The following is a 14168-nucleotide window of genomic DNA, read 5'->3' on the forward strand; positions in this document are numbered from 1 at the left end:
GGTCGACTTCGGCCGCCCGATGCTGCGGATGTTCGGGTTCCGCATCGATATGCGCGTCGTCACCAGCGCCGGGATCATCACTCTTCTCGCCCTGGCCTGCGGGTTCGCCGGTCTGATGATGGGCAAATTCTCGCTCACGCCCGCAGAGGTGTTCCAAGGCCTGTTCGGCGCTGCGGACAAACGCATCGTCAACACCGTGGTCGGGGAGTGGCGGGCCCCGCGCATCATCGCCGGCATCGTCCTCGGGGCGGGCCTCGGCGTGTCAGGCGCGGTGTTCCAATCACTCACGCGCAACCCGCTGGGATCCCCGGACATCATCGGGTTCTCCACCGGGGCGTACACCGGCGGCATCGTCACGATCATCGTCTTCGGCACGAGCTTCGTCTCGACCGCGGCCGGTGCGATCATCGGCGGTCTGCTCACAGCAGTGATCGTGTACCTGCTGACGTGGAAAGGCGGGGTCCAAGGCTTCCGACTCATCATCGTCGGCATCGCACTGACCGCCATGCTCAATGCGTTCAACACCTGGCTGATCATGCGGGCCGATCTCGACCTCGCCATGGCCGCAGCCACGTGGGGCGCGGGCACACTCAACGGAATGGGCTGGTCGACGATCACCCCGGCGGCCATCGCCACGGTTGTGCTGGGACTTGCGTGCGGACTCTTCGCCCGTGACCTGGGAACCCTGGAACTCGGCGATGACACGGGGAAGGCCTTGGGCGTCCGCAATGAGCTGGTGCGCGCGGTGCTCATCGTCATCGCCGTCGCCCTCGTCGCAGTGGTCACCGCAGCAGCGGGTCCGATCGCTTTCGTCGCCTTGGCCGCTCCCCAGATCGGGCGGCGCATCGCCAGAGCACAGGGGACGAGCCTGCTGACCTCAGCGGCTGTCGGTGCCCTGCTGCTCGTCGCCGCCGACCTCGTCGCCCAGCACGCCTTCGGCGACATCCAACTGCCCGTGGGCGTCATCACCGTGGTCATCGGCGGCATCTATCTCATCTGGCTCCTCATCCAAGAAGCTCGGAAGGCATCATGAGCTCTCTCAACTCAGACGCAGGCAACTCGCCGCTGGTCGCCCGACATCTCGACCTCGCCTATGATCATCGGCAGATCGTGACCGACCTCGATGTGGAGATTCCCGACGGGAAGTTCTCCATCATCGTGGGACCCAACGCCTGCGGCAAGTCGACGCTGCTGCGAGCCCTGGCACGGCTGCTGTCCCCGGCCAAGGGGTCGGTGCTGCTCGACGGACACAATATCGCGCAGATGAAGACGAAGAAGATCGCTCAGCGCCTGGGTCTGCTTCCACAGTCATCCATCGCCCCGGAGGGGATCTCCGTCGCCGAGCTCGTCTCCCGCGGTCGCCATCCGCACCAGTCGTTCCTGCGGCAATGGACCGACGTCGATGAGAAGGCCGTCCTGTCCGCGCTGCGCGCCACGAATACCGAATCACTGTCGTCCCGACTCGTCGACGAGCTCTCCGGCGGGCAGCGGCAGCGGGTGTGGGTGGCGATGGTCTTGGCTCAGGAGACGTCGCTGCTGCTGCTCGACGAGCCGACGACATTCCTCGACGTCGCCTTCCAGATCGAGCTGCTCGATCTGTTCGCACAGCTGAACAACGAATACGGGCACACGCTGGTGGCTGTGCTCCACGATCTCAATCAGGCCTGCCGGTACGCCGACGAGATCATCGCTATGAAGGACGGAGCGATCGTCGCCCAGGGACCGCCTGAGCAGATCATCACCGCCGAGCTCGTCGACGAGGTCTTCGGCATCGGCTGCCGGGTCATCGACGATCCTGTGACGGGAGCGCCGATGATCGTGGCCGGAATGCCGAAGAAGACCTTCGCCTGAGGCACAGGCTTTTCGTCTGAGGCACAGGCTTTTCGTCTGAAGCGTCAGCCTTTCGTCTGAGGCTCGGCCTTATCTCCTGAAGCTCAAGAATCTCCTGAAGCTCAGGATTCAGCGCTGTCGTTGCCCGCGGTCGCGTCTGTCGTCTCGTGCCGGTTGCCCGAGCCGAAGAGCGCCTTGACCCCGAAGACGGCTGCGACGACGATCCCGCCCCAGATCGCGCCGAGGATGAGGGAGAAGAAGGTGTTGACCAGCCATCCGAGGAGGCCGCCGACCGCTGCGACTGCTGCGGCCGGTTCCTCGAGGTGGTGGACGAAACCGTAGAGGGCGTGGAAGCCGAGCTCGTCGGTGCCGACGAGGATGATGTGCCCACCGACCCACAGCATGGCGAAAGTCCCGACGACGGACAGAAGCGCGAGCAGCTTGGGCATGGCCTCGACGAGGAACCGACCGAATCTCTGTGGCCCGGGCGCATCTTTCTTCGCCAGATGCAGACCGATGTCATCCATCTTCACGATGAGCGCGACGACACCGTAGACACCCAGTGTGATCGCCAGGGCGACGACGCCGAGGATGATGGCGCGGCTTGTCAGGGACTCAGCGGCCACCTCGTTGAGGGCGATGACCATGATCTCGCAGCTGAGCACGAAGTCGGTGGTGATGGCCGAGCGGACGACCTTCTTCTCCGCCGCAGCACCATCGGACGACTTCTCCGCGGCCGGGGTCTCCTTCTCATGATGGGCGATCCAGCCGAACTTCTCGGCGACCTTCTCAGCGCCCTCAAAACACAGATAGGTGCCGCCGATCATGAGCAGCGGTGTGAGGAGCCAGGGCAGGAACTGGCTGAGCAGCAGGATGATCGGCAGAATGATGACGATCTTGTTGAACAGCGAGCCCAAAGCAATGCGCTGAATGATCGGCAGCTCACGTTTGGGATCCACCCCTTCGACGAACTTCGGCGTCACCGCCGCATCATCGATGACGACGCCCGCAGCTTTCGCTCCTGCTCGTGAGGCACCTGCGGCCACATCGTCGAGGCTGGCGGCAGAGAGTTTGACGAGTGCGGCCACGTCGTCGAGCAGCGCTATCAGACCCCCGGCCATCTACCGACCGCCGAGTTTGTAGGTGGTGCCCGGCGGCTGACGATGGAGATCGCCGAGGTGGTTCTCGGCCGCGTCGAAGAGCGCCAGGCGATCCCCGTCGGCTTCGACCCGCCGGGCCTTCGTGACCCAAGTGATCATTCCGGGGGCCGCTTTGAGAGTCGTCATCGACGGCTTGACCGTGACCCCTGCGGATTCGTCGGACCAGGATGTGGCGAGGCCGTTGGCGCCATCGCTGCCGCGCAATGTGCCGTCCTCGTGGAATTCGAGGAAGGCCCGGTCGTTGTTCTCAGCCGTCCAGCGGCCGATGACTGCGTGTGTCATTTGTCTTCCTTCTCCAGTCCGCCGATGACTTTTCCGTTGCTGTCCTTGACCTTCATGACATCGCCTTCAATCGTTGCTGTCGATGCCTTGCTCAGCCAGGTGTCGACTCCTGCGCAGGCCTTCTGCGTGGACATGAATGAGTCGATGACGATCTCCTCGTTCTCGGCCTTCCACGTGGTCACGATCGCGTTGCAGCCGTCCGAACCTTCAAGGGAACCGTCCTCAGCGAATTCGAGGAACGGGTCACCCGCCTCGGGGGAGGTCCATTTGCCGACCGGATCGAGGGAATCGGCGCCTTCGCTCGGCGATTCCGAGGAAGCGGATTCGCTCGGCGAGGGGGTATCGGGATTGCGCGGATCGACTCCGGTATCGCAGGCGGCAAGGGAGAACGTGAGCGCGAATGCCCCCACTCCCAGCGCGAGGCGGGCAGCCATGCGCGAAGTCGGCAACGGTCGAAGCAGTGTGTGTTTCGGCATGCCCCGATCATAACGGCCTGGATTCGGCATGACCTGTCAGAACGCTGACGGCAGGGGAGTCGGCGACTTCTGTAAGTTGTGTTCACCTGCAACACACATTGTTTTTGCACTCCGTCGTGACCAAACCGTAATCTTTCACACGGTTGAAAATCTGACACCAGAGACGCGACTGCCGGTGACGGCGGACCGAGTCGAGGGCCGGACAATCGAAGCACCGACAACGATCAAGGGAAACAACAGTATGCAGAAGAAACTCGTGCAGAGTTCACTGGCTCTGAGCGCCGCTGCGGCGCTGAGCCTGGGCAGCGCGTTCGTCGCCACACCGGCGATGGCCGACAAAGCCCCGCAGAAGCTGGACCTTCAGAGCGAAGCGCAGATCCAGAAGGCACTGTCCGGAATCGAGGGCGTCAACGCCTATGGTGCCGACAGCGGCGAGCTCAACATCGGCGTTGCCAAGAAGACCTCCGAGATCAAGGATCTTGAGAAGCAGTACGACAACATCAACGTCACTGAGGGCGTCAAGGAACTCAAGCCCTACGCGAGCAAGGATCTCGTCGGCGGTGCCGGTTACCTCGTCAAGGCCGGCGAGAGCGGCGGAGCCTGTTCGACCGGCTTCTCCGGCTGGGACGGAGACGGCAAGCCCGTCGTCCTGACTGCAGGACACTGCTCGAAGATCATCAACGAGCAGAGCAACGAGTTCGAAGGCGACACCACCGTCGATCAGACCGAGAAGCCCTCGATCTCGCAGGCCAACGGCGGCGAAGGCTTCCAGGCCTCCGGCAACGGCGTCATCGGCAAGTGGGGCTTCGCGAACTTCGGCGGCGACCTGCTCGAAGGCGCCGATCAGAACAAGTGGCCCGAGCCGAGCGAGTCGGACATCGACTTCGCCGTGATCAACGTCGACGAGTCGAAGTACAACGTCAAGAACGGCATCACCGACTGGTCGACCGCCGATTCGGACGATCTGGCCAAGTCGACTACCGAGATCACCGAGGTCGGAGAGCACAAGGAAGGTGCGATCAGCAAGTCGGGTCGGACCACGGGCAAGACCGAAGGCAAGGTTCTGCCTCGCTCGGAGTACGACTTCGACTACCAGAACGTCGGTGGCCGCTGGGTCCACGGATTCGGCGTGACCGCACCGGCCGACAAGCCCTTCTCGCAGCCGGGCGACTCCGGTGGCGGCGTCTACCAGGGCAGCACCGCTGTCGGTGTCATCTCCGGTGGCGGCGACCTCGACGCGAACACGTCCTTCACCTGGGTTGCCGACCTGGACCACTCGCTCGAGGAGTCCGGCACGGACTTCAACCTCGAGAAGCCGGGCGAGGAGACCCCTGAGGCTCCTGCCGCTCCCAAGGTCGAGGACCAGACCGTCGAGCCCGAGGGCAAGATCAAGGGCAAGGCTGAAGCCGGTGCCCAGGTCGAGGTCAAGTGGGAAGCCGCAAAGGGCGCCGAGGACGGCTCTGAGAAGGTCAAGGCTGACAAGGACGGCAACTTCTCCGTCGAAGGCCCGAAGGCTGAAGGCGACTACAACTTCACTGCGACCGCAATCGTCGACGGACAGAAGTCCAAGACAGCAGAGTTCGACGTGACCGTTGAGAAGGACGAGTCCGAGACTCCTGCCCCGGTCGAGCGTGAGATCAGCGTCGACCCCAAGGAGATCGCTGCCTCTGACTTCGTTCAGGAAGACAAGGGCGTGACGATCACGGTCAAGGGCTTCGACGAGGGTGAGAAGGTGACCCTCAAGGTCGCCAACGGCCCCGAGGGTGTCGACGACTTCGAGATGGATGAGACCGCGAACGAGAACGGCGCCGCCGCTTTCTCCGTGTACGGCACCAGCGCGTCGGATCCTGAGGCCTACCTCGGCAAGTATGATCTCGAGGTCACCGGTGCCAATGACACCGAGGACGAGTCGGTACTGACCGGTTCGTTCCAGGTTGTTGCCGATGAAGACGGCAACGGCGGTGGATCCGGCGGAGATGACGACGGCAACGCTGACGGCGGAAACGACGGCGGCAATGCTGACGGCGGATCCGGCGATGGAGACGACGCTGACGGAAACGGTGACGGTGGATCCGATCTGCCTCGCACCGGTGCCGAGCTCACCGGCCTCGCGGCCGGAGCCGGACTCCTCCTCGTCGGTGGAACCGCGGTCGTTCTGACCATGCGTCGCAAGAAGAACAACTGAGCCACAGTGAGGTCGACCGTCTGACGGTCTGCTGAGCAGCTCTAAGATGATGCCCCCGGTCCTGTGACCGGGGGCATTGTCAATTCAACCGAGCTCGAAGTCCACATTCTGCCAACTGATCTTGTCTACATCGCCTGAAGTTTCGTTCATTTAGTTCACAGTTTTTGAGGACTTTCTTGGTAGTCGCTGGGTAAGGCCCGTAACCTTATCGTGACTTAGGTCATCGTTTCGTGACATTGATCCCTCAGACAAGAGAGACAACTACTTATGCAGAAGAAACTCGTGCAGAGTTCGCTGGCGCTGGCAGCAGCGACAGCACTCGGCCTCGGCGGCGCATTCGTCGCTGCTCCCGCAGCGGCGGATTCGCCGGAGCTCACCCAGCAGACTGCGCAGAAGGCCGCGAAGTCCATTTCCGTAGTCAACGCCTTCGGATTCGACAACGGCACTCTTCACCTCGGTGTCGAAAACGAAGAAGATATCGATTCGGCAGAGATCGAGAAGCTCCAGAAAAAGTATGGTGCTGACAACGTCGTCGTCCAGGCCGGAATCTCCGAAGTCAAGGCCCACGCCGCTGGCGATCTGGTCGGTGGCGCTGGCTACCTCATGAACGTCCCGAGCAGTGGCGGACTCGGTGCCTGCTCGACCGGATTCTCAGGATGGAACGATCAGGGCGATCCAGTCGTGCTGACTGCCGGCCACTGTGCCGAGGACACGGCGGAGTCCGGGGAAGACCTCGGCTCGACCGAGATCGCCGATACCGAGCGTCCCAAATCTGCTCCTGCAGTCGGCGGCGAGGGCGGCGAACCTGCCGGAATCGGCTCCATCGGCTCCTGGGGATACAACAAGTACGGCAGCCCCGTCGAGCCCGGAGACGAGACCGGCAGTGAAGGCGACATCGACTTCGCCGTCATCAATGTCGATGATTCGAAGTACAACGTCAAGACCGGAGTGACGGACTGGACGTCCGCCGACAGTGATGACCTCGGCGCGAAACTCGCCACCGACATCACCAAGGTCGGAGCTCACACTGAGGGCACTGTGGAGAAGTCCGGTCGCACGACCGGACTCACCGAAGGCAAGGTCATCCCTCGCGAGCGGGCGCCGTTCGACTACATGAACGTCAGTGAGCGTTGGGTGCATGGATTTGCCGTTGAGTCGTCTGTCGACGATCCGTTCTCACAGCCGGGTGACTCCGGCGGCGCAGTCTTCCAGGGAGAAACAGCCGTCGGCGTGATCTCCGGTGGCGGACCTGCTGAATGGAGCGACGGCACCCCCTTCCAGCTCGGCTGGGTTGCTGACCTTGATTATTCGCTCGAACAGTCGGGCCAGTCGATCAACTTCGAAGATCCCACAGAGGAACCCCCAGGCGACGACGACAAGGATGCAGACGCTTCGGCCGCTGCCGATGGCGATGACGCAGATGCTTCTGCCGCCGCCGACGGTAAAGATGCTGACGCCTCCGCGGCTGCAGATGGCAAGGATGCAGATGCATCCGCTGCCGCCGAAGGCGACGACGCTGAAGCTTCGGCCGACGCCGACGGCAAGGACGACGACGCTTCGGCCGCTGCCGATGGCGACGACGCTGACGCATCCGCTGCCGCAGACGGCAAGGATGACGAAGCCGATTCCGACGCTGACGGTGACGAGAAGCCCGAAGCGCCCCAGGTCGGCGACCAGACCGTCGTCGAAGGCGGAAAGATCACCGGTAAGGCCGCTCCGAACGCTGAAGTGAACCTGACCTGGAAGCCTGTCGGCGCCAACGCCGGTTCCGCTCAGGCCGCACCGGCCGAGGGCACCGCCACGGTCAAGACCGATGCTGACGGAAACTTCTCAGCCGAGGCTCCTGCCGAGGCTGGCGACTACGCCTACTCCGCCACGGTGACCGCAAACGGACAGACCTCGGAGGCCACCAACTTCACGGTGACCGTCCAGGCTGCCGAGCGCAAGCTGACTGTCGACCCGAAGGAGATCTCTGCTTCGGACTTCGTCCAGAAGGACAAGGGCGTGCAGGTCACCGCTGAAGGCTTCGAAGAGGGCGAGAACGTCACCCTCGAGGTTGTTGCCGGTCCGGAAAACGTCGAGGGCATCACCCTCGAGGAGACCGCCAATGCTGACGGAGTCGTCGGATTCTCGATCTACGGCACCAGTGCTGAAGACGCCGAGGCCTACCTCGGCAAGTACGACCTCGAGGTCACCGGCGACAACGACACCGAGGACGAGTCCGCTCTGACCGGTTCGTTCCAGGTCGTTGCCGACGAAGACGGCAACGGCGGCGGCAACGATGGTGACGACAACGGCAACGACGACGGAAACGGTGACGGTGGATCCGATCTGCCTCGCACCGGTGCCGAGCTGACTGGCCTCGCGGCCGGAGCCGGACTCCTCCTCGTCGGTGGAGCCGCCGTTGTTCTGACGATGCGTCGCAAGAAGAACAACTGAAACCAGCTCTGATGGTCATCCGCTGACCGCGTGAGCGAAAGTGCCCCTGACCAGTTGGTCAGGGGCACTTTCATCTTCTCCGACTAAGATCGGCAGGAACGTCTCTGCCAGCGGACTTCTCAGCGAATCCCAGCAGAGCAGATCGTCCGACTACGAGAAGATGGTCGATCCACACGACGAAGGAGTCCGTGCATGAGCCTCGAAGGCGATCCGTTCGACTACCAGATCACCAAATCCGGACTGCTTCTCATTCGCCGAGGCGGCCGAACCATCATGGAACTCGGCGGAAAGAAGGCTGCCGCACTCATCCCCAAGCTCGGCCGAGACGCCGATTCCGACCAGCAGCTGCTGGCTCGTGCGACGGGAAACTACCGGCACGGAAACGAAAGACAGTCTCGTTGAAATCTTCCCTAGCTGGACGTTCGTTCAGCGGTTGGTATCCTTGCGCTATGACTGACGACACATCCAGCGAATTCGCCCGCGCCACCGCAGTCGAGCGGACCGGCGATCACAGCTTCACCGCCGAACTCGACGCCGGATGGAAAGTCGCCGGTGCCATAAACGGCGGATACCTCCTTGGCGTCGCCGGTCGGGCCCTGCGAAACCTCAACCCGACCACACCTGACCCCCTGGTGATCTCTACCTTCTACCTCGGTCCGAGTACAGAGGGAACCGTGGACATCACGACGCGCACCCTGCGCGAAGGTCGATCAACGGCGAGCTACGGCATCGAACTCACCCAGAACGGGGCGCCGACGATTTCGGCGATGGCAACGATGGGCAGCCTCGGTGAACTTCCTGATGACGTCGCCACCACAGCCACCCCGCCGCAGCTGCCGCCACCGGAAGAGTGCGTCAGCGTCGCCGAGGCCAGTGAGGACTTCAAGAAGGCCGCACCGCTCATCTCACGTTTCGATATGCGCCTGGACCCGGCCACCGCGGGATTCGCGGTCGGCAAACCCAGCGGGCGCGGAGAGCTGCAGGGCTGGATACGATTCATCGACGGAACGGACCCGGAACCGCTGTCGCTGCTGACCTTCCTCGACTCATTCCCGCCGGTGATGTTCGACCTCGGGCGTTTCAACTGGGCGCCGACCATGGAACTGACCGCACACGTACGCGCCCTGCCCGCCTCCGGCTGGATCCGCGCCCGCCTGTTCACCCGGAACATCGCCGGGGGAATGTTCGAAGAGGACTGTGAACTGTGGGACTCCACCGGCCGCCTCGTCGCGCAATCACGCCAACTGGCTCGCCAGCCGCGCGGCTGAAGCGAAGATGACGCTGGATTGCCGTTGATGACTTGCCCGATGTGCTGTGTCAGGGGTCAGGGCTAGAGTCGGAGCCATCCAGCACTCGCAGTGAAAGGACCACCCCAATGGCGTCACTGTCATCACTGAGCATCACCTTCGATTGCCACGATGTCGAAGCGCAATCGATCTTCTGGGCCGAACTCCTGCGCGCAGAACTCGATCCGGGCGCGAACGAATTCGTCGCCAGCATCGGAGGCGTGCACAATTCCGAATCACCGACTCCGGGCATGCTCTTCCTCAAGGTCGACGATCGCATCGAAGGGAAAAACCCCGTGCACATCGATCTCGACGACCCGAGCTACCCGGCGGATGTCGAGCGAGCAGTGGAGCTGGGCGCGGAGAGGCTGGGCTCCTTCTCCGAGTACGGGATCGAATGGACCACGCTGAAAGACCCCGAAGGAAACGTCTTCGACATCGGTCGCCGCACGGTAACCTGAAAACTCCGGTGTTTCGTCCGAAGCTCACCGAGGTCCGCATGATCAGAGAGGCTCAGTGTGGCACTTCCATTGACCGACCCGTCAATCACCCCGACCGAAAGACAGGGGCTCGAAGAGTTCCTCGATTACTTCCGCCAGGTGGTGAGAAGGAAGGCCGATGGGCTGACGCCTGAGCAGCTGACACACAAGGTCGCTTCGTCATCGCTGACGATCGGCGGCATCGTCCGTCACCTCACCCTCGTCGAGGAGTCCTGGTTCGTCGAGGTGCTGCAGGGCAAGGATCTCAGCGATCCGTGGGCCAGCGTCGATTGGCGATCCGAGCCCGACTGGGACTTCGACAGTGCTGCCGGCGCAACCGCGGAGGAGCTGTTGGAAGCGCACGCTCGTTCGTGTGAGCACTCCCGCAGGATCCTCGCCGAGGTGGACGACCTCGACGCGCTGACCGCGCGGGGAGACAGCGGCGGTGCGAAATTCAATGTCCGTTGGATCCTCATCCATCTCATCGAGGAATACGCCCGCCATGCCGGGCACGCCGATCTCATCCGAGAGGACATCGACGGACAGACGGATGACTGAGGCTTCGGACGGACGGCTGAGCCCGCAGTCGACTGCCGAATCGGTTGTCGCCTAGGGTTGACAACATGACGAATTCTTCGCCGGCCGATACCGAAACCGCCCCGAATCGATCCAGAGCACTCATTCCGCTCGATCTCATCCGTGGTTTCCTCATCGGCAGCGCCGAACTCGTTCCCGGTGTCTCAGGAGGCACGATTGCGCTCGTCACCGGAGTCTACGACCAGCTCATCGATTCTGCGGCGCACGTCGTCTCCGCCGCGAAGACACTGGTGACCGGACCCAACCGAGTATCTGGGGCCTTAGCCGAGCTGCGCCGCACGGACTGGTTCCTCGTCATCCCCGTCCTCATCGGGATGGCCGCTGCCGTGTTCACCATCGCCGGCGTCATGGAATCCTTTGTCAGCTCCAACCCCGAGCTGTCGCGGGGACTGTTCTTCGGCCTCGTTGCAGCCAGCATCGCCGTTCCGCTGCGGATGCTGCCCGCACGTACCTTCCGCCAGCCGATCCTGCTCGGACTCCTTGCCTTCCTGGCCGCGGCAGCCCTCGCCTTCTGGATGACCGGTCTGGCCGGCGGTACTGATGTGGAGAATCCTCCGCTCATCGCCGTCTTCTTCGTCGCCTCGATCGCGATCTGTGCACTCGTCGTGCCCGGCGTGTCCGGATCCTTCTTCCTCCTTGCCGTCGGCATGTATTCGACGACTCTGCGTGCGGTGGACGGACGCGATTTCGGCTATCTCGGGATCTTCATGCTCGGCGCTGTTCTCGGTCTGGCCGTCTTCGTCAACATCCTCCGGTACTTCCTCCACAACCATCGGTGGTGGACTCTCGTCGTCATGGCTGGGCTGATGCTCGGCTCTCTGCGGGCACTGTGGCCCTGGCAGTCCGAGGGCGAAATCGGTGCTGACGGTGAAGCACATGGTGCCGGAAGCCTGCTCGCACCCGGTGACCCGGTACTGGGACCGATCCTGCTGGCTGCGCTCGGGGCGGTTGTTGTGGTGGCCCTCATCATCGTCGAGGCGAAGTTCTCCACCGCAGATTCCGGCGCAGCAAAGGAGAGCGTGGACGTCGACTGATGAACGAGCGACATCACATCGGCTGCGAAGAAGGCCGAGTGGGCACAAGAGAATTTGTGCAAATTTCGCTCAAGATATACCCAGGAAAAGGTCAGCGGCCGCTAGGGTGAGAGATCTGGATCACTTCTATCCACGCTGATCGAATCTCTGGAGACTCATGCGCCTGCGCACACTCGCCTCATCGACACTTGCACTCACTCTTATAGTCTCCGGACCGTCCGCGGCGACAGCTGCCGGCCTTGCAGACGCTTCGTCCTCAGCGGACCCTGAGGCTGCAGACGTCGGGGAGCTCACTCTGCTGGCTACCACTGACGTGCACGGGAATGTCCTCAATTGGGACTACTTCGCGAACAAGCCCTACCCGGATGGTGAAGAGTTGGGCATGTCACGTGCCTCATCTCTCATCAGGGAGTCCGCAAGGACAAGGGCGCGGACTCGGTCATGCTCGTCGACAACGGCGACACAATCCAGGGCACTCCCTTGGCCTACTACTACGCGAAGCAGGAACCGATCACCGACAGCGGCGCGACACACCCGCTGGCCAAAACCTACAACCACCTAGGCTACGACGCGCAGGTGGTCGGCAATCACGAATTCAACTAAGGTCTTGATCTTCTCTCGACCTACGAAGACCAAGTGGACTTCCCGCTCCTCGGTGCCAATGTCATCGACGACGATGACGGACAGCCCCACCTTGACCCGTACACCATGATTGACAAACAGGTCGACGGTGAAACTGTCACCGTCGGGGTGCTCGGCGTGACGACGCCCGGCAGTCGGATCTGGGACAAGAACAACTTGTCAGGGAAGGTTCACTTCGACGATCCGGTCGAAACCACACAGAAGTACGTGCCCGAGATGAAGAGCAAGGGGGCCGACGTCATCGTCGTTCTCTCCCATTCGGGCAAAGACCCCAAAGGACAGAACTGGGATCCGGCCAAGCTGCAGGAGAACGTGAGCACATCGGTGGCGAAAGTGCCGGGGGTCGACGTGCTCGTGGCCGGGCACACCCACCAGAACGAACCCAGTCAGGTCGTGACCCGTGACGACGGCAGCAAGGCCCTCATCACCCAGCCCAACTATTGGGCCCGTTCGGTCTCTGAGGTGGATCTGCCCATCAATCTGGACACCCACCACGTCGACTGGGGGACGATGGACCCCGCGGCTCGACCGTTGGCCACTCAGGGCGACGTTGCCGAAGACCAGGAGATCAGAGATCTCGTCGACGAGCAGCACCAGAAGACGATCGACTACGTGAACACGAAGATCGGTTCGGTCACCGAGACGCTGTCGGCGAAGACGTCCTACTACGAAGACACCGCAATCCTCGATTTCATCTCACACGTCCAGTCGCAGACCGTGCGAGACGGACTCAAAGGGACCGACTACGCAGATGTTCCGGTGATCTCCCAGGCATCACCGTTCAGCCGCACCGCAGAATTTCCCGCTGGTGACATCACCATCCGCGATGTTGCCGGACTCTACGTCTTCGACAACACTCTCTCCGGTGTCGAAATCAACGGTTCGCAACTGAAGGACTACCTCGAGTTCTCCGCCCGATACTTCAAACGGACGGACGAAGGCGCCGACTTCGACCCCGCCAACGGCACCAATGCCATTGACGAAGCCACAGATGCACCGATTCCCGACTACAACTATGACGCCTTGTCAGGAATCGACTACGACATCAATGTGTCGAAGCCAGTGGGGGAGAGGATCGAAGACCTCCGACAGTCCGACGGTGCAGAAGTCCGCGATGACGATCGATTCGTTCTCGCCATCAACAACTACCGACAGTCCGGTGGCGGTGCCTATCCGGTCGACGGCCTCAAAGAGGTCTACAACGAGCAAGTCGAAGTGCGGCAGGCGCTCATCGACTGGGTCCAAGACGAAAAGGTCGTCGACCCCGCTGACTTCTTCGACGAGAACTGGCAGGTCGTCACGAGCAGCCGGGCCCCCGGAGACGATGCGGATGCGGACTCCTCGGGAACAGACTCTGCTGAAGCAGATGCCGAAGCAGATGCAGACGGCAGCGATTCCGACGCTGACAGCGGTGGGGTATCCGACACTGAAGGCGACGACAGCTCCGGCGGAGGCGACACTGCGGATGGTGGCAGCGCCGGCAGCAGCGACAACGCCGACGATGACGCTGCGGGCACGACACGCGCCGAAGCCGATGCCACCTCCGCAGATGAAGCCGGTGGAAACTCCGACAGCAGCGGCGGCGCAGACTCTGCGGATGCCGACGGCGGTGGACATCTGCCGCGCACCGGCGTCGAAATCGCCACTGGAATCGGTCTGGCGGCCGGTGCAATTGCGCTCGGCGCAGCTCTCATCCTGTTCTCTCGGCGCCGTCGACACTGAACCGAGCTGGAATTTCAACCGCTATCGCACGACCGT

14 protein-coding genes are annotated in these 14168 nt (G+C 62.6%); 11 read left to right on the forward strand and 3 right to left on the reverse strand.

Annotated elements, in window-relative coordinates:
• Positions 1 to 19 precede the first annotated feature (19 nt).
• The gene (locus tag L1F31_RS07770; RefSeq protein WP_429860961.1) at positions 20 to 1033 is read left to right on the forward strand and encodes a FecCD family ABC transporter permease; all 1014 of its coding nucleotides are present in this window, start codon (positions 20 to 22) and stop codon (positions 1031 to 1033) included.
• Positions 1030 to 1851 (forward strand): ABC transporter ATP-binding protein, encoded by an 822-nt coding sequence (locus L1F31_RS07775; RefSeq protein ID WP_265420071.1) that lies wholly within the window; start codon positions 1030 to 1032, stop codon positions 1849 to 1851. Before L1F31_RS07770 ends, L1F31_RS07775 begins: the two co-directional genes overlap by 4 nt.
• Before the next feature lie 101 nt (positions 1852 to 1952).
• Here L1F31_RS07775 and L1F31_RS07780 read toward each other — a convergent pair whose 3' ends face one another.
• Genes L1F31_RS07780 through L1F31_RS07790 form a run of 3 tightly spaced genes read right to left on the reverse strand, consistent with a single transcriptional unit; the run spans position 1953 to position 3748 of the window.
• Positions 1953 to 2951 carry a DUF808 domain-containing protein gene (locus L1F31_RS07780; RefSeq protein WP_265420072.1) on the reverse strand — a complete coding sequence of 333 codons (999 nt, stop codon included), beginning with the start codon at positions 2949 to 2951 and terminating at the stop codon, positions 1953 to 1955.
• Entirely contained in the window at positions 2952 to 3272 is a 321-nt protein-coding gene (locus L1F31_RS07785; RefSeq protein ID WP_265420073.1) for an META domain-containing protein, read from the reverse strand.
• Positions 3269 to 3748: an META domain-containing protein gene (locus L1F31_RS07790; RefSeq protein ID WP_265420074.1), complete on the reverse strand. Its 480-nt coding sequence runs from the start codon at positions 3746 to 3748 to the stop codon at positions 3269 to 3271. The genes L1F31_RS07785 and L1F31_RS07790 overlap by 4 nt, the downstream gene beginning before the upstream one ends.
• Positions 3749 to 3989: 241 nt before the next feature.
• Between L1F31_RS07790 and L1F31_RS07795 the strand changes: the two genes are divergently transcribed.
• The 9 genes from L1F31_RS07795 (at position 3990) to L1F31_RS07835 (ending at position 14132) form a co-directional block, all read left to right on the forward strand.
• Positions 3990 to 5933: an LPXTG cell wall anchor domain-containing protein gene (locus tag L1F31_RS07795; RefSeq protein WP_265420075.1), complete on the forward strand. Its 1944-nt coding sequence runs from the start codon at positions 3990 to 3992 to the stop codon at positions 5931 to 5933.
• A 267-nt stretch (positions 5934 to 6200) separates the two neighbouring features.
• Positions 6201 to 8372: a S1 family peptidase gene (locus tag L1F31_RS07800; protein ID WP_265420076.1), complete on the forward strand. Its 2172-nt coding sequence runs from the start codon at positions 6201 to 6203 to the stop codon at positions 8370 to 8372.
• Between the two features lie 192 nt (positions 8373 to 8564).
• The gene (locus L1F31_RS07805) at positions 8565 to 8774 is read left to right on the forward strand and encodes a hypothetical protein (RefSeq protein WP_265420077.1); all 210 of its coding nucleotides are present in this window, start codon (positions 8565 to 8567) and stop codon (positions 8772 to 8774) included.
• 47 nt (positions 8775 to 8821) lie between these two features.
• Positions 8822 to 9640 carry a thioesterase family protein gene (locus tag L1F31_RS07810; RefSeq protein ID WP_265420078.1) on the forward strand — a complete coding sequence of 273 codons (819 nt, stop codon included), beginning with the start codon at positions 8822 to 8824 and terminating at the stop codon, positions 9638 to 9640.
• A 107-nt stretch (positions 9641 to 9747) separates the two neighbouring features.
• Positions 9748 to 10119, forward strand: a complete 372-nt coding sequence (locus L1F31_RS07815; protein ID WP_265420079.1) for a VOC family protein — start codon at positions 9748 to 9750, stop codon at positions 10117 to 10119.
• 57 nt (positions 10120 to 10176) lie between these two features.
• Positions 10177 to 10695, forward strand: coding sequence for a DinB family protein (locus L1F31_RS07820; RefSeq protein WP_265420080.1), 519 nt, complete (start codon positions 10177 to 10179; stop codon positions 10693 to 10695).
• Between the two features lie 65 nt (positions 10696 to 10760).
• Positions 10761 to 11768, forward strand: coding sequence for a DUF368 domain-containing protein (locus L1F31_RS07825; protein WP_265420081.1), 1008 nt, complete (start codon positions 10761 to 10763; stop codon positions 11766 to 11768).
• Between the two features lie 441 nt (positions 11769 to 12209).
• On the forward strand, positions 12210 to 12371 hold the full coding sequence (locus L1F31_RS07830; RefSeq protein ID WP_265420082.1) for a hypothetical protein: 162 nt from the start codon (positions 12210 to 12212) through the stop codon (positions 12369 to 12371).
• A gap of 33 nt (positions 12372 to 12404) precedes the next feature.
• Positions 12405 to 14132: a bifunctional metallophosphatase/5'-nucleotidase gene (locus L1F31_RS07835; protein ID WP_265420083.1), complete on the forward strand. Its 1728-nt coding sequence runs from the start codon at positions 12405 to 12407 to the stop codon at positions 14130 to 14132.
• Positions 14133 to 14168: the final 36 nt, after the last annotated feature.

This window comes from Brevibacterium spongiae, from assembly GCF_026168515.1.
Taxonomy (GTDB): domain Bacteria; phylum Actinomycetota; class Actinomycetes; order Actinomycetales; family Brevibacteriaceae; genus Brevibacterium; species Brevibacterium spongiae.